We start from the raw sequence: 25,851 nt of genomic DNA on the forward strand, positions 1-25,851 counted from the left end.
GTACGAGTTTGCCCAGTTGCCTAGCAACTGGGCTTTTTTATTACTCAACCGTAACGGATTTTGCGAGATTTCGCGGCTGGTCCACATCCGTCCCTTTCACTACCGCAACGTGGTATGACAACAGCTGCAACGGAATGGTGTGAACAATAGGCTCTAGAATGGCTTCCACTTTCGGCACCTCAGAGAAGGTGACATTCTCTTCATTATGAAGGTCTGTATCTCGGTCCGCGAAAACGAAAAGCTCACCACCACGTGCTGCCACTTCTTGCAGGTTGGATTTGATTTTATCCAACATGTCATTATGCGGCACTAAGGTAATGATTGGCATGTCTTCATCCACAAGCGCCAATGGCCCATGCTTTAGCTCTCCTGCTGGATACGCTTCCGCATGGATGTAAGAAATCTCTTTTAATTTCAACGAGCCTTCTAAGGCAATAGGGAACATAGCGCCACGCCCTAAGAAAAGCGCATTGTGCTTATTGGCGAATTTATCGGCAATCTGCTTGATGTGCGCATCTTGCTGCAAAGCATCGTTTACATGAGCAGGCAAAGAGCGCATGGCCTGTACCAAAGCTTTTTCTTTTTCGGCACTTAACCCGTTTTCCACTGCAATCGCTACACTGGTAATCAGCAAGGCGGTCAGCTGTGTCGTAAAGGCTTTAGTGGAAGCCACACCGATTTCCGTACCGGCATTAGTCAACAAGGTCAAAGCAGATTCACGTACCAAGGTACTGGATGGCACGTTACAAATGGCTAAAGTAGTCAGATAATCTAGCTCTTTAGCCATACGTAGCGCCGCCAAGGTATCCGCGGTTTCACCCGACTGAGACAAGGTCAAAAACAAGGTGTTTTTTGGCACCGCTACTTTGCGGTAACGATATTCACTGGCTACTTCCACACTGCAAGGTAAGCCAGCCAAGTCTTCAATCCAATATTTTGCCACCATACCTGCGTGATAACTGGTACCACAGGCAACAATGTGAATGTTTTCGACTTTTTTGAGGAAGTCTGACTCAGCGCCAAAGCAGCTGGTCAGCACCTTAGAATCACTAATACGACCTTCCAAACACGCACTGATCACATTCGGCTGCTCGTAGATTTCCTTCATCATATAATGACGGAATTCACCTTTATCCGTAGCATCAACATTGTGGTTAAAAACGCTCACTGGTCGTTCTTGAACGTCACCTTTGACATCATAAATGATCACCTCATCACGCGACACTTCCGCCACATCCCCTTCTTCCAAGAAGATAAATTGATCTGTGACGTGCAACAACGCCAACTGATCAGAGGCAATAAAGTTCTCTTCAATACCAACACCCACTACAAGTGGACTGCCTTTACGAGCGGCAATAAAACGTTCATTGTCGTCTTTTTGTACGACACCGATCGCAAAAGCCCCTTCTAAACGAGATAAGCTCACTTGCACGGCTTTCAACAAATCAGGCTGAGTTTTCAATGCATCGTGAATCAGATGAACAATGACTTCGGTATCCGTTTCCGATTTAAATTCATAACCCTTTTCTTTTAACTCACGGCGTAATGGTGCATGATTTTCGATAATGCCATTATGAACCAGAGCGAGATCGTCGCCCGAGAAGTGCGGGTGAGCATTAGCTTCTGTTGGTTTACCGTGTGTCGCCCAACGGGTATGAGCAATGCCCATTTTGCCGTCCAAAGGTTGTTCAGCAAATTTGTCTCGCAATGCCTGAACTTTACCGACCGCGCGATGTGAGTACACGCCTTCTTCATTATTGATCGCCACACCAGACGAATCATAACCACGATATTCCAGTCGACTTAATCCTTCGATTAAGATTTTAGAGACATTACGACGTGCAATCGCACCCACTATTCCGCACATATTGAATCCTTTTGAGACAGACCGGCACTCGCGCCGATCTATCAATACTGTTTGTTTCAAGCTTTATGTCATATGTTGCAACATATGACGACATGTATAGGTATTATTTTGGGTTCTAACCGTTACTTTTTAACCGGTCTTGGCCAATTATCTTTGTTGGCCTGTCGAGAGCGGGCAAAGGCTAATTGCTTTTCGCCTACCGCCTTGGTAATGGTAGAGCCTGCAGCAATGGTCGCACCTTCAGCCACCTGAACCGGCGCCACTAGAGCAGAGTTTGAACCAATAAATACGTTATCGGCGACTTGTGTCAGATGTTTATTCACACCATCGTAGTTACAAGTAATGGTACCCGCGCCAACGTTTACGTTAGCCCCCATCTCTGTGTCACCTATGTAACTCAAATGATTGACCTTGCTGCCTTCACCAATGTTCGCTTTTTTGGTTTCAACAAAATTGCCGATTTTCGCTTTGTTCGCCAACCGAGTACCTGGTCGTAACCGCGCAAATGGACCAATATCGCATGACTCTCCAACTTGGCTGTCATCGATCATAGAGTGGCTTTTAATTACGGTGCCATGACCAATGACACAGTCTTTAAGGTGACAGTTCGGCCCAACTTCCACCCCATCACCCAACACAACCTTGCCTTCAAACACACAATTCACGTCGATGATCACATCTTCGCCTGTGGTTAGCTCACCACGCACGTCAATGCGAGACGGATCTAATAACGTGGCGCCATTTTGCATCAATTTAATGGCTTGTTGCTGCTGCCATTCACGCTCCAATGCGGCCAACTGAACTCGATCATTCACACCAGCCACTTCCGCTTCGTTTTCCGGTTGTACGGTGACAATCTCTATGCCGTCTTGCGCCGCCATAGCAATGATATCAGTGAGGTAAAATTCCCCCTGAGCATTATCATTGGTCAACGCAGCCAACCAAGTTTGTAACAGCTGGTTAGGCGCCAATAAAATGCCAGTATTCACTTCCTTAATAGTCAACTCTTCCGCTGACGCGTCTTTTTGCTCGACAATGGCACACACTTTTCCTTCGGCATTACGCACAATGCGTCCGTAACCTGTTGGGTTATCAAGGGAAATGGTTAACAACACTAAGGTTTTTGGCGTAGATAAGGCCGCCATTTTCTCTAGGGTACTGGCTCGAATTAATGGTACATCCCCATAAAGTGTCAAAGTGGCTCCTTCTGCTTGTAGAGAAGAAGCCACTCGGCGCAACGCATCGCCTGTACCCTGTGGATTATTTTGCCAAACCACATTGGCTGAAAAATCCTGACAATGCTCTGCCACTTGTTCGCCTTGATGACCAACAACTAGATGCAGTTTCGCGTCTGCCATGGAAGCCGCTGTCGACAGCACTCTTCTTACCATGGTGACGCCACCAACCTTGTGTAATACCTTGGAAAAAGAGGATTTCATTCGGCTGCCTTTGCCTGCAGCAAGAATTACGATGTCCTGACTCATGACGCTTCCTTGTATGATATCTGATGATGAATATTGGAATGTTAGCTATTTGACCTATTAGATCGTTTTCACCAAAACACAACAAGCCAAATTGTCAAAAATAAAATGACAATTTTATATTTCTTCGCTAACACTCTGATTTATGTCTTCTAATCGAGCACTCTAAATAAATAATTGTCAGCGTTTTTTCACCGACAAAGAAGAACATACTTTTATAAGTGAGATTGATTTACAATACAGCCAGCTGTCTCCAGTCATACTGTCCATCCGAGGGAAATGATGTCACAAATAGTTAACCACGATGCTCTAAATGCACTCTATGATTCACCTCACCCACTTGCAGAAGGCAAGGAAATCAAACACTTAGAAGAGCATGCTATTCGCTTTATTGAACACAGCCCTTATGTCGTCATTGCTACTACAGACCAAGCCGGATTTAACGATGTCTCGCCCCGAGGCGGAAAGCCAGGCTTTGTTAAAGTTTTGGATCCACATACTCTGGCGTTTGCGGACATGCCGGGGAACAACCGTTTAGACAGTATGAGAAACCTAATCGACAACCCAAAAATGGGGCTGTTATTTATGATTCCAGGAATAGGAGAGATTGTTCGCGTACAGGGTTCTGCGACTCTTCATACAGACGAAGCTTTGTTAGATACGTTTTGTGAAGGTCGAAAGCGTCCCAAACTGGTGGTAAAAATTGCCGTCGAAACCACTCTCTTTCACTGCCCGAGAGCCATTGCGTTCGCCAAGCTATGGTCAGACGATTACAACGTAGATCGAACCTTCTTACCATCTTTGCTCAAAATCATACAAGATCAGGTTGCGTCATAACGCAACCTAAATCACTAAGCTGACAAGGGGTTTACTCTACTGGGACAGGCATTGCATTCCTCTTGCAGCAATTCCACTAACAACCTTGTTGCAGGTCCAGTGCGTTCGCCTTTACCGAAAATAGCGTACAAATGAAAGTTGCGCTCACTACCAGACATCAAACTCAACTTTTTCAGTTTGCCATTGGCTAATTCTTCTGAAATATCCGCTTTCGGCAACCAAGCAAACCCAACACCGCTCACCACAATTTCTAGCGCCGATTGCACGCTAGAAACGGTCCATCGCCTTTCCGTGCCTAACCAACCCGCGTCCATGGAAGATTCCACAGCGGAATCACGGATCACCAATTGCAGTTCTCGACTCAGCCGCTCATTGTTAATCGCTTCTTTCTCTGCCATTAGAGGGTGTAACGGCGATGCCACCGCGACCAACTCTACTTCCACGATCGGATCAGCCAAATAGCCTTTCGGCACTATGCCACTGAGCACCAAGTCAGGTCGACCATTCTTGAGGGCTTCTAAACCACCGCTTAACACCACTTCTTTTAGCTGTACTTGCGTGCCTTGGCTCTGGGGTTCAAAGGCCTTCAAAGCACGCAGTAAAGCAGGGGTTGGAAACGTTTGATCAACCACTAATTCCAACTCTGGCTCCCAACCTTGCCCTAACGTATGTGCCAATTCTTCTAGCTCAACAGCCTCTTTGATCAAATGGCGGGAACGACGTAACAGAACTTCCCCGCGCTCAGTCAACTTGGCCTTTCGCCCTTCAATAATTAATAGAGGGTAACCTAGCTGCTCCTGCAACTTAGCCACGGTATAACTCACAGATGACTGACTTTTGTGCAAAGCTTCTGCCGCTTGTGCGAAGCCACCTCTATCAACCACGGCCTGTAAGACTCGCCATTGCTCTAATGTCACTCTTGGGGATTTCACGTTTGTGCTTCTTTCTCAAACCAATTTGTCATTAAAGTATCGTATTATTCGATCAATATCTCCAAAAAATGTCACTTTTTTATCGAATAATTTGGTTATATGATGATTTCACTTTCAAATCACAGAGCCATTAAAGCTCAACTCTTGTTAAGGAGATGTTTACATGACGACTTTATTACGTATTGATTCTAGTGCTGCTGGTGCTAACTCTAAATCTCGCCAATTGGCCGATGCTTTTGTTGAGCAATGGTTAGCGAAAAACCCGGATGGAAAAGTAGTCACTCGCGATGTTGAAGCGAATCCACTACCACACTTCACTGGCGAAACCCTAGGCGCTTTGTTTACACCTGAAGCCGATCGCACCGCAGAACAAAAAGCCATCGTTGCCATTGGTGACGAATTAATCGACGAATTGGAAGCGGCTGATTTGATTGCTGTTTCCGCGCCAATGTATAACTTCAGTATCCCGTCGACGTTGAAATCTTACTTTGATTACATTGCTCGTGCTGGTCGTACTTTCCAATACACAGAAACTGGCCCAGAAGGTTTGGTTAAGAAAGATGCTTACGTCTTCACGGCGAGTGGCAGCTTCCTTGCAGACACACCAATGGATCACCAAGCGCCGTACATCAACACATTCCTTGGCTTCCTTGGTCTAAACGTGAAAGAGACGTTTATTGCCGGTGGACAAGCCTTAGGTGAGCCAGGCGAACAAGCGTTTAATCAAGCGAAGCAACAAATTGCTGCTGCGGTTTAAACCTGCTTTAAGTTGATATTCCCTTTTTAAAAACGCCAGTTAATTCATTAACTGGCGTTTATTTATTTAATGCCTTACGAAAATCCTTGCGCCTTTAGGGCAATGCGTTTTCGGTTCACATCCACCTCTAACACCATCACCTTGACCACCTGACCGACTCGCACTAAATCTCGTGGGTCTTTTACAAATCGATCCGCCAGCTGTGAAATGTGAATTAATCCGTCTTGATGTACGCCCAAATCCACGAATGCCCCAAACGCCGCGACATTCGTCACCACACCTTCTAGCGTCATACCCTCTTGCAAATCTTCTAATGACTGTATCGTCTGGTCAAAAGCCGCGTAGGTGAACTCTGGACGTGGATCTCGTCCTGGCTTGGCCAGTTCACTCAAAATGTCTGAATAGGTAAAGTTGCCAGCACTTTGAAAGCTAGGCGCTAACGTTTTCAACTGTTGAAGCGCCGCCGCATTATTCAATAACTCGCGGCTAGTCAGTGTCAGCTTCTTAGCCATACTCCGCACTAAATCATAGGACTCTGGATGAACGCCCGAGGCATCCAAAGGCTCTTTGCCATTCAAGATGCGCAAAAAACCAGCGCATTGCTCAAAGCACTTCTCGCCTATGCCTTTAACTTTTTTTAATTCCGAACGTGATTCAATACGGCCTTTGGATTCTCGATAAGCCACAATGTTATGTGCAATTCGTTCCGTTAATCCAGACACATAAGACAGGAGTGACGCGGACGCGAGATTGATATCAACACCCACTCGGTTCACACAATCCTCTACCACATTGGCAAGAGACGTCGACAAAGCGCTGACTTTAATATCGTGTTGATACTGCCCTACGCCGATGGCCTGAGGATCAATTTTCACCAGCTCGGCCAATGGATCTTGAAAGCGTCGTGCGATGGATATAGCCCCACGAATAGTCACATCTAAATCAGGAAACTCGGCACTGGCTATGAGGGAGGCCGAATACACCGAAGCACCAGCTTCACTGACCACAACCGCCTGACACGACAAGGCTTCTGACGCGATAAGGTCCTTCAGTAGTGCTTCTGTTTCTCGTGAAGCCGTTCCATTTCCGATTGCTGCCCAACGTACTTGGTGCTGTTTAATCAATTGACAGAGCTTGTGCTGGGCCGCTTGCACCTGCTTTTGAGGAGCATGAGGATAAATCACACCATGATCCAAAACATTTCCTTGCTCGTCGATCACGGCCAATTTCACACCATTACGAAATCCTGGGTCGACACCAATCACACGATGCGCTCCAGCAGGGGCTGCCATTAATAAATCTTCTAAATTATTCGCAAAAACTTGAATGGCACCTTCTTCCGCTTTTTCTTTTAGCTGTGCAAGCACATCGGTTTCTAATTTAGTCTGTAATTTTGTTCGCCAAGCAAGAGCTATGTAAGACTTTTGAGCCGCCGATAAGGACGCAGAGTGCTGATGATTGTCGAATAATTTTGTTAGATGGGGCAAATAAAGGAATTCAGGACAATCTTCATGTCCTTTAAACACAATGCCTAATTTTAATATATTCTCTTTCTTACCTCTAAACAGTGCTAAAAGGCGGTGAGAGACTACTTTTGAAACCGCCTCTTCATACTCAAAGTAATCGCGAAACTTTTCGCCTTCTTGTTTTTTTCCTCGTAATACTCGACTGGTAATCACGCCTTGTTTCATCATGGCTTGTCGAGCTACTTTTAATAAATCACTGTCCGTCGAAATTTTTTCGACCAAAATGTCTTGAGCACCCTGCAAAGCCAACTTGGGATCGAGATTGACTGTATTCTGCTGACACCAAATCGCTACTTTCGCAACATCTGAGAGACACTTCCCTTGCCAGAGAGCGACTGCTAAAGGCAACAAGCCCTTTGCGACCGCGTCGTCCATTTTACTTTTTCTGGACTTCTTATAAGGCGCATAAATATCTTCTAATTCTGTTTTCGATATCGCGTTTCGAACTTTTTGTTTAATTCCTTCGGGGACATTCATTTCTTTTGATAAGGCAGACAGAATGCTCTCACGACGTTTATTTAATTCAACAAGGTATTGCCATCTTTCATAAAAGGCTCGCAGTTGAATATCGATCATGCCTCCCGTGTTTTCTTTACGATAGCGGGAAATGAAAGGCACACTGGCACCTTCTTCAAACAAATCAATAATATTGTTGGAATATTGTCTTGATAATGAAAACTCGTCACTTAAAACTTGAGAAATGCCTTTCATTTATTAACCTATTTTCTTACACATTGATAACAATTAGCAGATAAAATTGTATTAGCATATTAATTATATTTTGATTAGAATCTACAACGAAATTAGACTTTTCGATTACATTGAATATAATTTATGTATTCTATTTTAATTTGTTAAAGCATTAAAACAATGTCTTTAAAAGACATTTAATAATCGTTGTCATTTGAACACATATATAACTGGGTTTAAAAGATGGATCTATTTTTCAGTACAGGGCCATACGCAACCAGTTCTCACCGTTAAATAGGGGAAATCAATGAGTTTATTAATTGAGTTAGCTGGCAATAAAGCAAAAGCACGTGCTGCCGCAAAAGAACTAAGCGTTGCACAACTTGAGAATCTAATTGCGGGACTTAACAACGCATTAGAAAAAGCAAAAGAAGAAGAAGCGTCTAAAGCCGCTGAACAAGCAGAAAAGTCTGCTCGTGCTGAAGAAATTGCTAACTTAATTGCTAAAAGCGGTTTAACCATGGAAGAAGTCGCTCTTCTTACAACACCAAAAGCTGGTGCCACAAAAGGTAAAACAGTTGAACCTAAATACCGCCTTGAAGTAGCTGGAAAAGTTCATGAGTGGACAGGCCGTGGCCGTACACCAAAAGTTTTCCAAGAATACTTTGACGCTGGCAACAGCCGTGAGAGCGTGGAAATTAAATAATTCAGCGCCCATAGCAGAAAAATAAAAAAGCGACCTTAGGTCGCTTTTTTATTGTCTAAACAAGAATCACCTTTTGTTTTGCAACTTAGGTAAACAGCAAAATTTAGGCAAACTCATTTATCTAAAGTTACTTCTTAGTGTAAATTAAATCCCAAACACCGTGTCCCAATTTTTCGCCACGGTTTTCAAATTTAGTAAGAGGGCGCCATTCAGGTCGTGGGTAATATTGCTCTTTACCTGCCGCATTTTCATACAGGCTTTGCTCTTCCATCACTTCCATCATATGCTCTGCATAAGGCTGCCAATCGGTTGCCATGTGGAATTGCCCGCCTGTTTTTAAAACATTTGCCACTTGCTGTGCAAATAACGGCTGCACAATGCGTCGTTTATTATGCTTCTTTTTATGCCATGGATCAGGGAAAAACAACTGAAAGCAACTGGCTTCTTTTTCTGGCAAACACTTTGCCATCACTTCAATGGCATCATCGCAATAGACTTTTAGGTTAGTAATGCCTTGCTCTTTAGCTAGCATCATTAACTTGGCAACGCCAGGCGGGTGCACTTCAATACCAATGAAATCTTTTTCAGGTGCATTTTTGGCCATTTCCGCCAAGGAAGCCCCCATTCCAAAACCCACTTCTAAGACCACCTCAGACTCACGACCAAATAGGGTTTTGTAATCAATACGGCCGTCTTCTAAATTCAGGCCATATACTTCCCAATTGGCATCGTAATTCTTTTGCTGGCCTTCCGTCATGCGTCCGCCACGAACGACAAAGCTTCGTATGGTGCGCTTTTTGATTGCTTCTTGAGGACCAGACTCTGGCAATTCAGAGTCTTGAATTTCGGTTTGTTGATCTTTCATGCTGCTCTATCGTTTCAAGTTGCTCTAGTCGAGAGATCTAATGCGACCAAAAAGGCCAAACATCAGTCTAAAATTGGGGCGCTATGCTAACGTAAAAACGCGCCTCTGTCCCGCTTTCCATCACTCTATCTGTTGAAGCGTATTAAAGGGGTTTGGCTTGCCATAATCGCCAAACGAGCCAAGCCCACGCGATTAAATAACAGGTTCCGCCCAAAGGCGTTAGCATCCCCAGCCAAGTTAATTTGGTAAATGCCATTACATACAAACTGCCCGAAAATAACAGATTACCAAGGAAAAATAGGACAAGGATTCGCTGTACAGCACCAATATAGTGATAAAACAAGCAAACCAGTAATCCAGCCAAAGCATGATAAATCAGATATTGACTGGCGGTCTGCCACCAGGCCAAGGCTTTAGGATCAAATATACTGGTTAAAGCATGGGCGCCAAATGCTCCCGCCGCCACCGACAGGAAGGCTTGAAGAGCAAATAAAGACGCCCACTTGGCGGGAAAAGAAGTCTTTGTCATAGGTTATTCCAACACATTCAAATAACCGTTGCTGCCCATGGCATAATAGCGATTACTCAAGCCAAAGGACAACGCAATGACACTGGCACCAGAAGGACGTTTTTTCCCTTTATGCACTTGCCACTCTTGCAACATTTGCCCTGTACTGACTTGCAATAAGGTTACTTTACCGTTTACTTCGCCTGTGAGTAGTTGACGATTGTCATCAGAGAAAATGGCTTTGCTGATGGTGACATTACGGTATTTCAGCTTACCGGTATCAATTGACGTTAATTCTCGACCATTTACCAAAGACCAAACTTTGGCATTGCCTAACTGAGCTGAGGCGAAAGCATATTTGCCATCCGCTGAAATCGACACCGTTGAAATGCGATTATTCAGTGTCCATTCAAATTTTTTCTGTCCCGTTTGCAGATCCCAAACCATCACCTTAGATAAGTCATCACCGGTAACCCCTAAACGACCATCGGCTGTCACATCCACCGCTCTCACCTTGGCACCGGTTCTTAACGTCTGACGAATACCGCCACGCTTCACATCGAAATAACGAGCAGTCTGATCATCTAAGCCTAATAAGGCATAATCACCATTTTGAGTCAGCTTAACCGACAAGATATCGCCAGGTGTCGTCCAATAGCCATCGGATTGACCATTGACTGTTCGCCATAGAACTAAGGTACGAGCTTCCGCGGTTACCGCAAATTCACCACTGGGCGCAATATCAACACTGTTGAAAGAAGAGAATTCGCCCTGGGCATGATTCCAGCTAAAACGACGTTCGTTAACAGACGTCTTCCAATAACTGCCACCGTGCTGGATGGAACCAACCAAAGCGTAGGCTCCATCATGGCTTAAATCAGCGGAATAAAGTCCTTGTGTCGCATATTGAGCCGTTCGGACGGGTGATTCCGCAGAACAGGATAATAGGGCCACGCTCATCATGACCCAGGCTCTGTTCTTAAGCGCTTTTTTCACTGTGCGCTTCATGTAATTCCCTAATTAATTTATCTTCGTACTGAAAACGTTCCGCCAATACCACCGTTAACGCTTGTAAAGAAAACGGTAAGGCTTCCAATTGGGTGTTGCAGTGTTCTTTGGTGTCGTACTTGTCATTAAATTCAATCACCACCTCAGTAGTGTTATCAATTTCTGGCAAAAGTTCGCCCAACAAGACAATGGCACCGTCATCGTGAAACTCTTTGGCTTCTAAAGCCAATTGTTCGTAAACCGTGAAATGACCAGTAGACACATAATCCACCAACATTTCACAAAGACTCAGAATCTTAGGCGTATCAGTCGGTGTAAATTCCCCACGCTCTCGAAGGAAAAGCAAAGATTCGATCATTTGTCGGCGCTGTTCTAACCAACGGTCAATGATTTCATGTACACCGCCCCACCGCTCTTGAGCTGTTTTACAACCTTCTAACATATGCAGACTCCAACCTAATTCGTTATTTTTACGTCTTGTGCCAAGCATATTCCTATCAAATCAGCCCTGCAAGGCAATCCCCTGCAGGGATTTGTAACCTTTTATGGCAAGGATGTAGCTTTATTTTTAGACAATGCAATCATCCCATTGATAATGGCCATCCCCACAAAGGCGACTAAGGTCCAGCCGGGAATACTCAAGCCCATAAATGTCCACACCACATCCCCACATTCTCCAGTGCCCATTATCATAGCTTGCATGATTTCCTGCCAAGGAAACACCTCGAACATATAACTCAAACCGGGCAAACAAGCAGGTAATTGGTCTTCAGGCAAATGCTGTAAATATAAATGGCGAATGGCTAAAGCTGCTCCCAATATCGAAAATACCACAACTAACCAAGCACATACTCGACGAACTTTGACACTATCGAGTAAGGCAGAAATTAGAGAGATCACACCCACACCTAAGAACATGATGCGTTGCAGCATACACAAAGGGCATGGCTCTAACCCCATTTCATATTCCATATAAAATGCCACGCCTAGCAAGGCAAAAGCGGTGAACGCAATGAGTCCATGAAAACGACGGGCGGTGATAAAACTTGTCATATAGGGGTTCCTAAAACATCCAACAAAACAAAAACTAAGTCATTGTGACAGCAAGAATACCGGAAAGTGCAAAATTCCTACTGACAGCGAGCTAAAATGCCAGTTAGTATACTCACTATTGTAATGAATACGAGAAACGAACATGTCATTGATGATGCCCTTATGTCGACAAACCATCGCATTGCTCCTAATGTGCCTAAGCAGTGTATTTGTGTCCAGCGCGTATGCGAATGATGCACCGACACCCGCTTATATTGAGCTGAAACCCATTTTTATTGTGAATCACCTTAGTGAAGGTTCGCAGCTAAAATACATTAAAACCAGCATCAGCATTCGTACCGATGAAACTCGCGTGGACTTGATTGAACATAATATGCCTTTAGTTCGTGATGCCATCGTGATGTTTTTAAGCGCACGTACAACAGATCAGGTTTCCGGTGCCATTGCCCGTGAACAGACACGAGAAGATGCCGCTAACGCGGTCAATGAGGCCCTAAAGACAGAAACGGGCATTACACCAGTGAAAGACATCTTGTTTGCCAGCTTCGTTACACAATAGTCCTTTTAAAAACAGAAAAAGCGCGACCAAACTCTGATTTAGCCGCGCTTTTTTTCGTTCTAGCTGTCTTTACAGCTCAGTAATGTCATCAGGGGTTACATACCCTGTTAACTTATCGGTTTCTTCGTTATTGAAGAACTTATCCATCTGCTCCATCACGTATTTCCGAGCGTCTGGCTGCATCAAGTTAAGTTGTTTCTCATTGATCATCATGGTTTGCAGAAGTTGCCACTCTTGCCATGCTTGCTTTGAAACCGTTTGCAGGATCTCTTGCCCTTTCGCTCCAGGCAAAGGAGCTCTGTCTAACGCTTCCATTTCTGTTTGATACTTTTTACAAAAAACCATATTCGCCATAAGACTGTCTCGTTAGCTTAATTGATTAACCGGATTGCTTGTTATCGATTACTTGTCTTCATAATGGCGCTACAAACGCAAAATTCAAGTTTTATCATCAAGGTGCATTACCCTAAAGTAGCACGCAACACGCCTAATAATACAAACACCAAAATCAACAAGAGAATGGATGGTCGTTGCCACTTCAACCAAACGAAGCCAATCACAACCATCAACACATCTTGCCAAGCCAATACGCTAGAAGTGCCAATGGGATGATACAAGGCCGCCAACAAAATCCCCACAACCGCCGCATTTAACCCAGCAACGGCGGCCAAAAAGCGACGATTGTCAGACAGTTTTTGCCATACTGCTTGCGCGCTCAGCATGAGTAATAGACCACCAAGAAACACCGCCAATGTCGCAACCAAAGCCCACAACCAACTAGGCGCGCCTTCCGGTGCGGCTGCCGCCCCTAAATAACTAGCCATGGTAAACATGGGGCCTGGCACAGCTTGTGCGGCGGCATAGCCAATAAGGAGATTGGTGTTTGAAACCGTATCCGCAACAAAGGACGACAGCATAGGTAAAACCACATGACCACCGCCAAACACCAAAGCGCCTGCTTGATAAAAATCCGCGAACAGCTGCCCCAGCCCTTCAGTTAAGAAAAAGCTCAGTACAAACAGCAAGATCGCCAAACCAAAAAACACGCCCGCCATGGACACACTGGGCAACGCCGAGTAAGCCTTAGGCTCCGTGTCCAAAAGCAGAATCGAGATGACCGCGGCCACCAACAACACCACAAGACTGATGTAGCTCACTGGCCCCCATATCAACACGGCCGCACTCAACAATGCCAAAAACACCGTCAGTCTTGATTGGCAAAACGAACGCCACATGGTCAAACACGCATCCGCCACCACAACCACGGCCAACAATTTGAGCGCATGAACCACAGCATCAAAAATCGCTTCACCCTGCCAAATGTGGCCAAATTGCGCCAACAACACCATCATAATAAAAGAAGGTAAAGTAAACGCGATAAACGCCGCGACACCGCCGAGTAACCCAGCACGATGATAACCTAGGGCAAAGCCCACCTGACTCGACCCTGGACCTGGGACAATCTGACTCAAAGCAACCCACTGCGCATATTGAGATTCGACTACCCATTTTCGCTGTTGTACAAAAGCTTGATTAAAATACCCAAGATGCGCCGCTGGCCCACCAAAACTCGTCCACCCCAATAAAAAGAACGCGGTAAACACCTCCGCGACCCGAGTAAAATAAGCTGAATGTTGCTTGGTTGAATCCAACATAATGTGTGTCCTGTTGATGCGTTAATTCAATTCATTCAGATCTTGCTCTAAGATACGTCGAACCGGCGTGGGAAGCCCCAAGGTCAACGCATCCGAATGTGAAAACCACTGATATTTATTGGCTTCCATTACGCCTTTAAGTGCTGCCAATTTGACGTGACTTGGCACAATGTCTAAATGGTAATGGCTAAACGTATGTCGAAAAGGTGACAAGGGTGTGACAGACAACACATTCGTCACAAATCTTTGTTCTGCGTGTAGCACAATAGATTCCTCAACCGCCAATTCTGGCAAGCTCCACAAGCCACCCCAAATGCCCGTTGAGGGTCTTTTTTCCAATAAAATGCGTTGCTCATCGTCGGTCAAGACCAGCATTTGAATTTGCTTCTCTGGCTTGGCGGCTTTTTTGGGCTTACGAATGGGAAATTGCGTCGGATCCGGTGTTTTACTGGCCTGACAATCGGCTTCCAACGGACATAGCAAACATTGAGGTTTAGAGCGTGTGCATAAGGTTGCCCCGAGATCCATCATCGCCTGAGTGTAATCACCACATCGCTGACTGGGCATATAAGCCTCTGCCAAATGCCACATGGCTTGCTCCGTTTTCTTTTCACCTGGCCAATTGGGTACAGCATGAAAACGAGCTAACACTCGTTTCACATTGCCATCTAGAATCGCCGTTTGCTTGCCTCGCGAAATCGACAAAATAGCAGCCGCTGTTGAGCGCCCAATGCCCGGCAATTCGCACACACCTTCCAAGCTTTGCGGAAATTCACTGTCAAACTCGTCAACCAGTCTTTTCGCCGCCTTGTGCATGTTGCGCGCACGGGCATAGTAGCCAAGTCCACTCCAATGAGCCAAGACCTCGTCCTGTTCAGCGGCGGCCAAGGTTTCCACTGTCGGGAAAGAGGTCATAAACTTTTGATAATAGGGAATGACCGTAGTGACTTGAGTCTGCTGTAACATGATCTCAGAAATCCACACACGGTATGGGGTTTTATTATCCTGCCAAGGCAGGTTTTTGCGCCCATGCTCATCAAACCAAGCTAATACTCGGGGCGCAAAATATTCGACTGGTTGCATTCTTTTCTCACAACAAGGCTTGCTTTATGTCATTTAAAACAAGCTTTTCAATTTATCTTTTAGCTTTTCCTTGAGGCGTTCCTCTTCGGCTTCGCGCTTTGCTTCTAACTCGGCTTTTAATCGAGCTTCTTCGGCTTCACGTTTGGCCTGTAATTCCGCCTTCAAATCCGCTTCTTTTTGTTTCAACTCTGCTTTTAATTTGGCTTTTTCTTGCGCCAATTTCTGGGCTGCCTCTTGCTTCGCTAAATTCGTAAACAAGGTCCCAAAGCCTGCTAAATCTGGACGACATAAGCCGGCAGGGTCGTCGCTAAATGCGCCTTTACAAACCACAGGAAAAGTTAATTGTGACACGGTTTCATTGACTTGGCATGCGTCATCCAACTGGCTACCAGTAATGCCCACATTCACCTGATAATTCAATGACTGTGTGGGCAAGGAAATGGTGCCATCTCCCGTCACTTGTAAGCCAGCCGAGCTCATGGTTAAACCTGGCGTCGAGATTTGTCCATCAACAATGTGAGCAGGAAAGCGCATGGTCTCAAAGGGAGTATCGTCACCAAATTGACTGGCATTGAGTGTCTCCTTGCGAATCGATGCTATGCCTTCACACACGCTTTTGGTTAAGTTTGCTCCCACCAAAGCACCTTGTTTCATTTCCACCAGCAAATCACCTTGTATCGATGACATCAGGGCATCAACACTGTTCCCTTGACTGGTTAAATCACCACTTAAAAAAGTTTCACCGGCGATTTTATCCATCGCCATAAAGTCCGTCAGCAAAGGCTGAACCTGAACCCCAGATACGCTTGGTACCACCTCGATCTTAGGTGTGTTACCACGAACGTCTAAGCGTAACTGAGAGCTGACTTTGCCTTGGTAAAGCGAGGCTTGCAGAGGAGCAATGCTAACGACCCCATTAGATTGCGTGGTATCCAATGCCAGTTGATCAATGGTGAGGTTTTTGACCTTAATGTCATCAAATATCAAACCCACATGACCATTAAGCCCGCGAATCAACTCTACTGGTATCAAGTCTGTTGCGGCCGTATTGGCTTGAGCTTGAGGGCTCTCGGCTGTGTTTGTTGTTACAGCCTCGACCTCCGTGTCAACGGGCTCGGGTAAATAGCGATCCAAATCCAGATTCGCACCGGCAATGCTGACATCCCAACGCAAAGGAGCAAGAGACAATACGGCGTTAGCTTCAATTTTCGTATCATCCAACGCAATAGAAATAGGCTGTATGGTCACTTCGTCTAAACTGCCTTCCAGCGCGACATTGGCACTGGCTTTCGTCAAAGCCGTTGCATCTGCCATATCTGGCAATGGTACCTGCAAAGCGTTTAGTAAGGTGCGTGGGTTAAACGTCCCAACCGATAAAGTCGCAGCAAACTGAGGGTTACTTAGCACTTCAAACGCTTGTATTTTGGCGTCTAAATTAAGACCCATCGAGCTCAGCGCCAAGCCATCAATTAGCAGATTTTCTTGGGGCAAATCCATCGCCACACTGACCGCACTTAGCTTAGCCTCTAGTGGGCTAGCAGGGATTGACTCACCCGATACTTTGGCTTGCACTACCAAAGCATCCAATAAAAGGGATTCACGTTCAGGAAACACGGTCAATTGGCTGTTTACACTCGCTTCCATCTTAAGCGGTTGGTTTCCTTGTAAGTCACTCTGGGTCACACTCGCCTCCATCACCATTGGCCAAGCTTGATCCCATTGAACATCTTGCAACTGTATATCTAGATCCGCCTCAATTCGCTGCTGAGTTTGTTCATCTCGATAGACGATCTGTGCATTCTCAATACGCAACTCTTCTAGGTGTATGTCTGGAATTTTCATCTGGCTACTTTGCGCAGTCTCTTCGGCTGAGGAACTCACGTTCGAACTGCCTTTAACCGCCGCAGTATTAGCATCCGCTTTTGAAGAAGGCGGCAGCTGTAGTTGCCAATTGCCTTCACCTTGAGCATTTTTATGAAGATGGGCTTTTAGGTTCACTAAATTGACCTTGTCCACCTGAATGGTTTGTTCCAGCAAAGGCATAATGGCCAGACCAAATTCAGCGCGATCAAATTGCACGATTTCAGCGTCAGACCCTATGGCCACACCAATGTTTTCCAGTTCTAAGCCTAACCAAGGAAAAAAGGACCAACTAATGTCGCCTTCTAAGCGCAGCCTCACATTGGCTTTTTCCATTGCGACCTGTTTCAGCTCATCTTTAAAATCGTTCGGGTTCACAAACAGCCCGACATAAGCCAAAGCCAAACCAATCAAGGCCAGTAAAATCAAGACAAAATAAATAAATCGCTTAAACCAAACCATCAACAAACGCTCCCTATATAGGCGCAAAACAACGCGCAATTTTGTTCAAAAACACACCAATGATGAGCACAATTGGTGTCGCTATCATAGCATCCGAAGAGCGGGTTAATCGATGCAATAGCCAGAACTCATGAAAAAACCTACCTATAAGGCATAGCCGCTAACGAGCCCTCGTTCTATAATGGGCGCACTATGTCATTAAAGTGGCGGTCAGTCGCCATCAACTGTGGAGAACCCAATCAATGTCCGATCGCGTTGCCAGTGTCGAGCGCAATACGCTTGAAACTCAGATCAAGGTGTCGATCAACCTAGACGGTACCGGTAAATTTAACTGCGTCACAGGCGTGCCTTTTTTAGATCACATGCTTGAGCAAGTGGCTCGTCATGGCCTTATTGATCTAGACATTCATGCGGTTGGTGACCTTCACATTGACGCTCACCACACGGTAGAAGATCTAGGCATTACCCTTGGTCAAGCCTTTGAAATTGCCGTTGGTGATAAAAAAGGCATCAAGCGTTACGGTCATGCTTATGTACCTTTAGATGAAGCACTTTCTCGCGTGGTCATCGACTTCTCTGGTCGTCCAGGCTTAGAGATGCATGTGCCTTTTACTCGTGCTTCTGTTGGTGGTTTCGATGTGGATTTGTTTTCAGAATTCTTCCACGGCTTTATCAATCACGCCAAAGTGACTTTGCACCTAGACAACTTGCGTGGCAAAAATACTCACCACCAAGCTGAAACGATATTCAAAGCGTTTGGACGTGCTTTGCGCATGGCGTTGGAAGTGGACGAACGCATGGCAGGTCAAATGCCATCGACAAAGGGCTGCTTGTAAGCCGCTAGTTGTTTTAGGACAGGTAAAATATGAGTCAAGTTCACACGTCAACGGTTGCCGTCATTGATTACGGTATGGGCAACCTACACTCCGTCGCAAAAGCCTTAGAGCACGTGGCCGACGAACACACCCAAGTGATTGTCACCAGTGACCCAGCCGTCATTGATGCGGCTGATCGCGTGTTGTTACCAGGTGTTGGCGCCATTCGAGATTGTATCGGCGAAATGCACAACACAGGTTTGGTGCCTAGCATTCAAAAAGCCATGCGCGAAAAACCCTTTTTAGCCATTTGTGTCGGCATTCAATCCTTGATGTCACACAGTGAAGAAAATGGCGGCGTGGATTGCCTAAATCACTTTGAAGGTAACGCTTTATTTTTCGGTGATAATCACAAAGACCACGATGGCAGCAAACTCAAAGTGCCACACATGGGATGGAATCAGGTCAAACAGAGTATTTCGCATCCTCTTTGGCAAGGTATTCCAGACAACGCGCGCTTCTACTTTGTTCACAGTTACTACGTTGTACCGAGCAATCAAAATGAAGTAGCCGGGACATGCGATTATGGTTTGGAATTCTGCGTGGCGTTAGCTCGCGACAATGTCTTCGCGGTGCAATTCCACCCAGAGAAAAGCCATAAAGACGGTTTGCAACTTTATAAGAACTTCATCCATTGGGATGGCAAACCTTAGCCCTCCAATTAATAAGCGAACGACGTAACAGATTAGGAGCCGATATGGGCTTAGCAAAACGAATTATTCCTTGTCTGGATGTGGACAATGGTCGCGTGGTAAAAGGCGTACAATTTGTTGATATCCGCGACGCTGGTGACCCAGTTGAGGTCGCCAAACGCTACGATGAACAAGGTGCGGATGAAATCACCTTCTTAGACATCACCGCCAGTTCCGATGATCGTGAGACTACAGTACACATGGTCGAAGCCATTGCGGCACAAGTCTTCATTCCACTGACCGTCGGGGGTGGCATTCGGACTTGTGACGACATTCGCCGCATGCTGAATGCCGGTGCCGACAAAGTGGGCATCAATACCGCCGCCGTATTCAACCCAGAATTTGTCCGTGAAGCGGCGCAACGCTTCGGGTCGCAATGCATTGTCGTTGCCATTGATGCAAAGAAAGTTAGCGCTGAAGGCGAACCAGACAAATGGGAAATTTTCACTCACGGTGGCCGTAAGCCAACGGGTTTAGATGCAGTTGAGTGGGCGAAGAAAATGGTCGACTACGGAGCGGGGGAAATCCTCCTCACTAGTATGGATCGTGACGGCACTAAAAATGGTTTCGACTTGGGCGTCACTCGCGCCATCAGCGAAGCGGTTCATGTCCCTGTCATTGCCTCAGGCGGTGTCGGTAATCTGGATCACTTGGTCGACGGCGTCACTGAAGGCAAAGCCGATGCGGTCTTAGCCGCCAGTATTTTCCACTTTGGTGAATACAGCATCCAACAAGCCAAACAGCGTATGGCTGACGCTGGCATTGAAATGCGTCTTCCATAACACTCATCAAAAAAAAGCCTACTGATTAGCAGTAGGCTTTCTTCATCACGTTTTGCCAAAGAGCAAATATGTCGAGTTAAATAACTCACCCTCTAAATTTAGACAATGAAATACCCCTTCGCCACCTTGTCTTAATAAAATTTAATTATTAGTTTTTGATTTCTTACATTCAGATTCAATTTCTTACATTAAGAACCTTGTTAAAAACGCCTCAAATCACATACAGTGAACTGATAAGTCCATTTGAGTAAGAAACGCTTATGAAAAAGAATCTGCATCTCATTGATCGTTCGTTGCGCGGCATTATTGGTGTGACAGTGACCGCCTTCGCTTTATTTAATGGCGACTATTTTCAAGAGCCAGTTTTGGAGGTATTACTTGGCGTTTTTGGAGCACTCAATTTGATATCACTCGCGACAGGGTGGTGCCCTATTTATCATCTGGCCAACATCAGTACTCGAAAACCAGAATAACCATACCTGAATGTCAGATTTCAAAGAGCTTGATCAAGACAAATCACCAAGGCTCAGACTCATTCTTGGCTGTCTGGCGATGGCGTTTTTCGTTTCCGCCATTTACATCACGGTGTCGTACCGACTCGCCTCCGATTTGGGTCTCAAAACCGAACTTAATGCGTTGCACCAGCAAACCATGCTACTGCAATCTGAAATCACACAAGATCCTGCGCTTTCTGCACAACAGCTGACGCAATTTGTGAATACCATATACTTACACGATCATGTACAGGTACCGACTCTGTACGTTCAGGTAGAAGGTAAAGAATTCAGCTGGTCTACACGCCAAGGCATCACAGAAACAGACCTAGTAAAACTGATCGACAGTATACAAAACACCATCAAGGAACATACTGACCATAGTCACTCAATGCCGAATGGCATTGAAACCTTTGCTGGAAAAAAATATTTATGGCAGTTAAGTCACCTAGGCCAGTACAAAACAACCGTCATCATTCAGTCACAAAGCCTTGAAGACACCTTGTCTTACATTATCAAAAGACTGTCTATCACTTCATTACTGGTTTTTTGGTTGGCCATTTGGCTAGCCTTAACCATTTCGTCATGGATCAACCAAAAAATCCAAGAAAAGAACCACGCCCTACGTAAACTAGCAACCTATGATGCGTTAACCAATTTACCCAATCGCCTATATCTGAATAAGGTGATGAGTCAGTTCATGGACAAAAAAGTATCAAGTAAACATCAGCAGCCTGCGAAAGAAGGCTGTTTGTTTGTTATTGATTTGGACAACTTTAAAGAAGTGAACGATACGTTTGGTCATGCAGCAGGTGATAAGTTACTTCAATCCGTCGCCAATAAACTTGCAGCCAATATAACAGAACAACAGATATTGTTTCGGATCAGCGGTGATGAATTCATTGTCTGGTCACCCGATACCGGTATTGAAGAGGCAAAAGCCACAGCTCAAGCTCTGATTCTCGCCTGCAATGAACCTGTCATGATCAATCAGCTTTACATCAATACAGGCGCCAGCATTGGTTTTGCCCATTATCCATCCCATGCTAATGACTATGAAACCCTCATGGTTTATGCAGATACCGCTATGTACGATGCCAAACAAGGTCGTAAAGGTTGGAGTGTGTTCAGCCAACATGATAGATCACAAGGCGCGCATCGTTTGGAGCTAAGAGCGGACTTGGAAGAAGCGTTTATTTCACAGCATATCTTGTTAGATTATCAACCTAAGGTGAATCTTGCCGACGGTAAAATCATCGGTGTTGAAGGCTTAGCCCGTTGGCATCACCCCGTACACGGAGTGCTGTCGCCATATCATTTCATTGAACTAATTGAACAGAGCGGTCGCATCCAAGAATTTGGCCGCTACGTGATTAAACAAGCTATAGAGCAGCTTTCCGCTTGGCAATCACAGGGCATTCATACCCCTATCGCAATCAATGTTTCACCTTACAGTTTATTGGATCCGGAACTGCTGGAGTTCACCTTAGCGCTATTGAAACAGCATGACATCTCACCGAGCATGTTAGAGATTGAATTGATTGAATCCTCCATCAGCATCAATGTGGAATACATTTTTAAACGACTGCACGAATTCAAGCAAGCCGGCATCAAATTGGCTATTGATGATTTTGGTACAGGAATGAGTTCACTTTCTTACATCAGCCATCTTAATGTGCATTTCATCAAAATAGATAAGTCATTCATGCAAGATGTCGAACAAGATACGAAGAAAAGAGCCGTTATTTCAGCAGCCATTCAGTTAGCCAGAAACTTCAATGGCTCAGTCATCGCAGAAGGCATTGAGACGAAACAGCAAGCAGATATCATCAAAGCAATGGGGTGTGAGTTTGGGCAAGGCTATTACTTTGCCAAACCCATGTCAGCACAACAAGTGACTCTATTGATACAAGCAGACCAGCCTCTGCCCTTTTCAATAGAGTCATCGTTTAATGATTAGGCTCTAGCCTAAACCTAAAGCATCAAAATCACTGGCGTCATGACGTTCGTGTAGTTGCGCACCATCACCGAAGGAGCGATTCACCACACGACCGCGCTTCACCGCTGGGCGCTCTTCAATGGCTTTCGCCCAACGCAGCAGATGGGTATAACTGGTCACATCCAAGAACTCAGCGGCATTGTATAAATTACCCAGCACCAAGTTGCCGTACCAAGGCCAAACGGCAATATCAGCAATGGAATATTCATCACCAGCAAGGTAAGTATTTTCCGCTAAATGTTTGTCCAAGACATCCAGCTGACGCTTAGTTTCCATGGTAAAACGATCGATTGGATATTGCATTTTAGTAGGCGCATAAGCGTAAAAATGCCCAAATCCGCCGCCTAAATAGGGCGCTGAGCCCATTTGCCAGAACAACCAGTTTCGACATTCGGTTTTTGCTTTAAGGTCTTTTGGCACTAAAGCATCAAACTTTTCCGCCAGATATTGCAGTATGGAGCCCGACTCGAAGACTCGTGTTGGCGGTGTCGTACTGTGATCCATGAGCGCCGGAATCTTGGAGTTCGGATTGATATCAACGAAACCGGAAGAGAATTGGTCGCCTTCACCAATGTTAATAAGGTAAGCATCGTATTCCGCTTCCTTAATGTCCATTGCCAGCAGCTCTTCCAACATAATGGTGACTTTTTGGCCGTTAGGCGTTGCCAATGAATGCAACTGAAGTGGGTGCTCACCTACTTCTAATACCTTATCATGTGTCGCGCCAGAGATAGGGCGATTGATATTAGCGAACTGACCACCACTCTTGCTCTGCCATTGCCAAACTTTAGGTGGAACGTATTCCTGCTTATTCTCATCACTCATAATGCTTCCTCATAAATACTGTGTAACAAATGACTTTGTAATAAATATCAGATCTTAATCGTCTAAAAGATAGTAAATTTATTATGGGCTTGATTCATGGCTTAACAAGCACCGACCACCAATTTAATGGGTAAAAAATAAGAAACCCACATGAGGTATACAAATGAAGCGTCTCGATTCGACCACTCTGTTACATAAACTGGCGATAACCGCAGGGGTAAGTTTGTCTCTAACCATGACACCATCTGTCCAAGCGGAGCAACAAAGCATGATAGTGGCAGGCGGCTGCTTTTGGTGTGTGGAATCTGATTTCGAAATGGTGCGGGGCGTCATTGATGTCATTTCGGGTTACACGGGAGGACAAACACCCAATCCCAGTTACAAACAAGTCTCTGTCGGTAACACAGGGCATTTCGAAGCGGTCACCATCTTGTTCGATGATGAAAAAGTGTCACTAACGACTTTGGCCGAATACTTTTGGAAAACCATCGATCCGACGGATCCGAATGGCCAATTTTGTGACAAAGGTGAACCTTATCGAACCGCCATGTTTTATCAAAATGCCGAACAAAAGGCGGTGTTTGATGCGTCACTGGACAAAGTAAAGTCGACCAAGCCTTTTTCAGCAGACATAGTCACCCCCATTTTGACAGCCGCTAAATTCTACCCAGCGGAGGAATACCACCAGAGCTATTACACCAAGAACCCTATTCGATATGCTTTCTATCGCTCAAGCTGCGGACGTGATCGACGTATCGAAAATCTATGGGGAGAAGTGGCCAGTAAAAAATATCATTAATTCGAAAAAACAAGGAGTTAATGAGTATCGTCTTGTCGAAATGAGATTCAACCTCTAGTATGAAAGACAAATATCGACTGGAGGAATCCGCACTTGAATCCCATATTACAGGCTCAAAAGTCTCATAAATCGATTCGTCAGTATACGGATCAAAACATCGACAGCGCGCTATTAGAGGAACTGATTGCCGCAGCACAAGGGGCTGCTTCTTCCAGTTTTATCCAAGCCTACTCCATCGTTCAAGTGACTCAGCCGGAGCATCGCCAACAGATTGCGAATTTGGCAGGCGGTCAAAAATGGGTTGAGCAGGCGGCAGAGTTTCTTGTCATTTGTGCGGACTTAACCCGAGTGGAGTATTGCAGCCAAAAGCAAGGTTTAGGCAAATTAGAAGGCCAAACTGAGCACTTCATCGCCGCCACAACGGATGCGACCTTTATGGCGCAAAACCTGATGTTGGGGGCTGAATCCGTCGGCCTAGGAGCGGTTTTTATTGGAGGCATTCGCAATGACCCTCAACAAGTAGCCGAGCTGTTGGCTCTTCCCGATCAGGTGTACCCTATTTTTGGTTTATGTTTGGGGTATCCCGACGCAGAACCGGAACTCAAACCCCGCTTACCCGTGGCGAATATTTTACATAAAGATCAATACGATACTTCACGATGTGCTGCTGATGTCGAAGCTTATGATGCACAAATGCAAGCCTATTACGCCAGTCGTGACAGCAATCAAAAGCAAAGCAATTGGTCTGAACAGACCGCCGCTGCCGTACAAAAGAAAAAACGTGAGCATATGCTAGGCTTTTTACAAGCTCGCGGATTTCTGAAGCAATAACCCCTTACTCTTTACATTAATCGAAAAGGAAAACTCATGTTAAAGCATGTCCCTCAGGTCACTTTTAAAACCCGTGTGCGTAATGAAGACCTTGGTGGTCCAAATCCATTTGAATGGAAAGATGTGTCTACCAATGATTTATTTAAGGGTAAAAGCGTTGTGGTTTTTTCTCTGCCTGGTGCATTCACGCCGACCTGTTCCACCTCACATTTGCCTCGTTATGAAGAACTGTACGAGGAGTTCAAAGCACAAGGCGTTGATGCGGTTATTTGTGTTTCGGTAAACGATGCTTTCGTAATGTTCCAATGGGGCAAAAGCCAAAACGCCAAAAATGTCTTCTTATTGCCTGATGGTAATGGTGATTTCACTCGCCAAATGGGCATGCTAGTGAAAAAAGAGAACCTTGGCTTTGGTATGCGCAGCTGGCGTTATGCGATGCATGTTGAAGATGGCGAAATCAAACAAATGTTCAGCGAGTCAGGTTCTCAAGATGATGCGCCAAGCGACCCATTTGAGGTATCCGATGCAGACACTATGTTGGCTTATCTGAAAAATCGTTAATCTTAACTCACAATAAATAACAAAAAGGGAAGGTGTATTAATGCACTTTCCCTTTTTTATGCTGCTTATTTCATGTGTAATAAAGAATCTGTTAAGACCTTTCAGTAGGTTTTAAGTTATACCCATTAGATATCAAAAAAGAAG

Annotated in this window: 26 protein-coding genes; 12 read left to right on the forward strand and 14 right to left on the reverse strand. The window is 45.3% G+C overall.

What is annotated here, in order from left to right; all coding sequences use genetic code 11:
- Window positions 1-40 precede the first annotated feature (40 nt).
- On the reverse strand, window positions 41-1,867 hold the full coding sequence (gene glmS, locus DFP76_RS00320) for a glutamine--fructose-6-phosphate transaminase (isomerizing) (protein WP_113872696.1): 1,827 nt from the start codon (window positions 1,865-1,867) through the stop codon (window positions 41-43).
- A 122-nt stretch (window positions 1,868-1,989) separates the two neighbouring features.
- The gene (gene glmU, locus DFP76_RS00325; protein WP_113872697.1) at window positions 1,990-3,351 is read right to left on the reverse strand and encodes a bifunctional UDP-N-acetylglucosamine diphosphorylase/glucosamine-1-phosphate N-acetyltransferase GlmU; all 1,362 of its coding nucleotides are present in this window, start codon (window positions 3,349-3,351) and stop codon (window positions 1,990-1,992) included.
- A gap of 279 nt (window positions 3,352-3,630) precedes the next feature.
- On the opposite strand from glmU, the gene DFP76_RS00330 reads away from it, so the two are divergent.
- Window positions 3,631-4,185 carry an MSMEG_1061 family FMN-dependent PPOX-type flavoprotein gene (locus DFP76_RS00330; protein ID WP_113872698.1) on the forward strand — a complete coding sequence of 185 codons (555 nt, stop codon included), beginning with the start codon at window positions 3,631-3,633 and terminating at the stop codon, window positions 4,183-4,185.
- 14 nt (window positions 4,186-4,199) lie between these two features.
- Here the strand turns inward: DFP76_RS00330 and DFP76_RS00335 are convergent, their stop codons facing one another.
- Entirely contained in the window at window positions 4,200-5,117 is a 918-nt protein-coding gene (locus tag DFP76_RS00335) for a LysR family transcriptional regulator (protein WP_113872699.1), read from the reverse strand.
- Between the two features lie 163 nt (window positions 5,118-5,280).
- Between DFP76_RS00335 and DFP76_RS00340 the strand changes: the two genes are divergently transcribed.
- The gene (locus DFP76_RS00340) at window positions 5,281-5,874 is read left to right on the forward strand and encodes an FMN-dependent NADH-azoreductase (RefSeq protein WP_113872700.1); all 594 of its coding nucleotides are present in this window, start codon (window positions 5,281-5,283) and stop codon (window positions 5,872-5,874) included.
- Window positions 5,875-5,948: 74 nt separating this feature from the next.
- On the opposite strand, the gene DFP76_RS00345 is transcribed toward DFP76_RS00340, so the two are convergent.
- Complete coding sequence (locus DFP76_RS00345) at window positions 5,949-8,111, reverse strand: Tex family protein (protein ID WP_113872701.1); 2,163 nt, start codon at window positions 8,109-8,111, stop codon at window positions 5,949-5,951.
- Between the two features lie 286 nt (window positions 8,112-8,397).
- Between DFP76_RS00345 and DFP76_RS00350 the strand changes: the two genes are divergently transcribed.
- Window positions 8,398-8,796: an H-NS histone family protein gene (locus DFP76_RS00350; RefSeq protein ID WP_113872702.1), complete on the forward strand. Its 399-nt coding sequence runs from the start codon at window positions 8,398-8,400 to the stop codon at window positions 8,794-8,796.
- Window positions 8,797-8,923: 127 nt separating this feature from the next.
- Here the strand turns inward: DFP76_RS00350 and trmB are convergent, their stop codons facing one another.
- The 5 genes from trmB to DFP76_RS00375 form a co-directional block, all read right to left on the reverse strand.
- Window positions 8,924-9,661: a tRNA (guanosine(46)-N7)-methyltransferase TrmB gene (gene trmB / locus DFP76_RS00355; protein WP_113872703.1), complete on the reverse strand. Its 738-nt coding sequence runs from the start codon at window positions 9,659-9,661 to the stop codon at window positions 8,924-8,926.
- Between the two features lie 142 nt (window positions 9,662-9,803).
- The gene (locus DFP76_RS00360; protein ID WP_113872704.1) at window positions 9,804-10,190 is read right to left on the reverse strand and encodes a DUF423 domain-containing protein; all 387 of its coding nucleotides are present in this window, start codon (window positions 10,188-10,190) and stop codon (window positions 9,804-9,806) included.
- Window positions 10,191-10,193: 3 nt separating this feature from the next.
- Complete coding sequence (locus DFP76_RS00365; RefSeq protein WP_113872705.1) at window positions 10,194-11,177, reverse strand: WD40 repeat domain-containing protein; 984 nt, start codon at window positions 11,175-11,177, stop codon at window positions 10,194-10,196.
- Entirely contained in the window at window positions 11,149-11,619 is a 471-nt protein-coding gene (gene rsd / locus DFP76_RS00370; RefSeq protein WP_113872706.1) for a sigma D regulator, read from the reverse strand. The genes DFP76_RS00365 and rsd overlap by 29 nt, the downstream gene beginning before the upstream one ends.
- A 101-nt stretch (window positions 11,620-11,720) precedes the next feature.
- Window positions 11,721-12,230 (reverse strand): disulfide bond formation protein B, encoded by a 510-nt coding sequence (locus DFP76_RS00375; protein WP_113872707.1) that lies wholly within the window; start codon window positions 12,228-12,230, stop codon window positions 11,721-11,723.
- Between the two features lie 142 nt (window positions 12,231-12,372).
- Between DFP76_RS00375 and DFP76_RS00380 the strand changes: the two genes are divergently transcribed.
- Window positions 12,373-12,789, forward strand: coding sequence for a flagellar basal body-associated FliL family protein (locus tag DFP76_RS00380; protein WP_113872708.1), 417 nt, complete (start codon window positions 12,373-12,375; stop codon window positions 12,787-12,789).
- Window positions 12,790-12,858: 69 nt separating this feature from the next.
- Here DFP76_RS00380 and DFP76_RS00385 read toward each other — a convergent pair whose 3' ends face one another.
- The 4 genes from DFP76_RS00385 to DFP76_RS00400 all read right to left on the reverse strand — a co-directional run bounded on the left by DFP76_RS00385 (window position 12,859) and on the right by DFP76_RS00400 (window position 17,849).
- Window positions 12,859-13,143, reverse strand: a complete 285-nt coding sequence (locus DFP76_RS00385) for an oxidative damage protection protein (RefSeq protein WP_113872709.1) — start codon at window positions 13,141-13,143, stop codon at window positions 12,859-12,861.
- A 107-nt stretch (window positions 13,144-13,250) separates the two neighbouring features.
- Window positions 13,251-14,444 (reverse strand): chromate efflux transporter, encoded by a 1,194-nt coding sequence (chrA, locus tag DFP76_RS00390; RefSeq protein WP_113872710.1) that lies wholly within the window; start codon window positions 14,442-14,444, stop codon window positions 13,251-13,253.
- 21 nt (window positions 14,445-14,465) lie between these two features.
- Window positions 14,466-15,527 (reverse strand): A/G-specific adenine glycosylase, encoded by a 1,062-nt coding sequence (gene mutY / locus DFP76_RS00395; RefSeq protein WP_113872711.1) that lies wholly within the window; start codon window positions 15,525-15,527, stop codon window positions 14,466-14,468.
- A gap of 33 nt (window positions 15,528-15,560) precedes the next feature.
- Window positions 15,561-17,849, reverse strand: coding sequence for an AsmA family protein (locus DFP76_RS00400; RefSeq protein ID WP_113872712.1), 2,289 nt, complete (start codon window positions 17,847-17,849; stop codon window positions 15,561-15,563).
- A 242-nt stretch (window positions 17,850-18,091) separates the two neighbouring features.
- On the opposite strand from DFP76_RS00400, the gene hisB reads away from it, so the two are divergent.
- The 5 genes from hisB (at window position 18,092) to DFP76_RS00425 (ending at window position 22,652) form a co-directional block, all read left to right on the forward strand.
- Window positions 18,092-18,685 carry an imidazoleglycerol-phosphate dehydratase HisB gene (gene hisB, locus DFP76_RS00405; RefSeq protein ID WP_113872713.1) on the forward strand — a complete coding sequence of 198 codons (594 nt, stop codon included), beginning with the start codon at window positions 18,092-18,094 and terminating at the stop codon, window positions 18,683-18,685.
- A gap of 29 nt (window positions 18,686-18,714) precedes the next feature.
- Window positions 18,715-19,377, forward strand: coding sequence for an imidazole glycerol phosphate synthase subunit HisH (gene hisH, locus DFP76_RS00410; protein WP_113872714.1), 663 nt, complete (start codon window positions 18,715-18,717; stop codon window positions 19,375-19,377).
- A 44-nt stretch (window positions 19,378-19,421) separates the two neighbouring features.
- Window positions 19,422-20,198, forward strand: a complete 777-nt coding sequence (hisF, locus tag DFP76_RS00415; protein ID WP_113872715.1) for an imidazole glycerol phosphate synthase subunit HisF — start codon at window positions 19,422-19,424, stop codon at window positions 20,196-20,198.
- A 260-nt stretch (window positions 20,199-20,458) separates the two neighbouring features.
- Window positions 20,459-20,671, forward strand: a complete 213-nt coding sequence (locus DFP76_RS00420; protein ID WP_113872716.1) for a YgaP family membrane protein — start codon at window positions 20,459-20,461, stop codon at window positions 20,669-20,671.
- A 10-nt stretch (window positions 20,672-20,681) separates the two neighbouring features.
- The gene (locus tag DFP76_RS00425) at window positions 20,682-22,652 is read left to right on the forward strand and encodes a putative bifunctional diguanylate cyclase/phosphodiesterase (RefSeq protein ID WP_113872717.1); all 1,971 of its coding nucleotides are present in this window, start codon (window positions 20,682-20,684) and stop codon (window positions 22,650-22,652) included.
- Window positions 22,653-22,655: 3 nt separating this feature from the next.
- On the opposite strand, the gene yghU is transcribed toward DFP76_RS00425, so the two are convergent.
- A complete protein-coding gene (gene yghU / locus DFP76_RS00430) occupies window positions 22,656-23,516 on the reverse strand; it encodes a glutathione-dependent disulfide-bond oxidoreductase (RefSeq protein WP_113872718.1) in 861 nt (286 codons plus the stop codon).
- Between the two features lie 163 nt (window positions 23,517-23,679).
- Between yghU and msrA the strand changes: the two genes are divergently transcribed.
- From msrA to DFP76_RS00445, 3 genes are all read left to right on the forward strand, one after another.
- Window positions 23,680-24,315 carry a peptide-methionine (S)-S-oxide reductase MsrA gene (gene msrA / locus DFP76_RS00435; RefSeq protein WP_113872719.1) on the forward strand — a complete coding sequence of 212 codons (636 nt, stop codon included), beginning with the start codon at window positions 23,680-23,682 and terminating at the stop codon, window positions 24,313-24,315.
- A gap of 93 nt (window positions 24,316-24,408) precedes the next feature.
- Window positions 24,409-25,146, forward strand: coding sequence for an oxygen-insensitive NADPH nitroreductase (gene nfsA / locus DFP76_RS00440; protein ID WP_113872720.1), 738 nt, complete (start codon window positions 24,409-24,411; stop codon window positions 25,144-25,146).
- Window positions 25,147-25,182: 36 nt separating this feature from the next.
- Complete coding sequence (locus DFP76_RS00445) at window positions 25,183-25,707, forward strand: peroxiredoxin (protein WP_113872721.1); 525 nt, start codon at window positions 25,183-25,185, stop codon at window positions 25,705-25,707.
- Window positions 25,708-25,851: the final 144 nt, after the last annotated feature.

This window comes from Marinomonas aquiplantarum (assembly GCF_003314975.1).
In the GTDB taxonomy this organism is placed as follows: Bacteria; Pseudomonadota; Gammaproteobacteria; order Pseudomonadales; family Marinomonadaceae; genus Marinomonas; species Marinomonas aquiplantarum.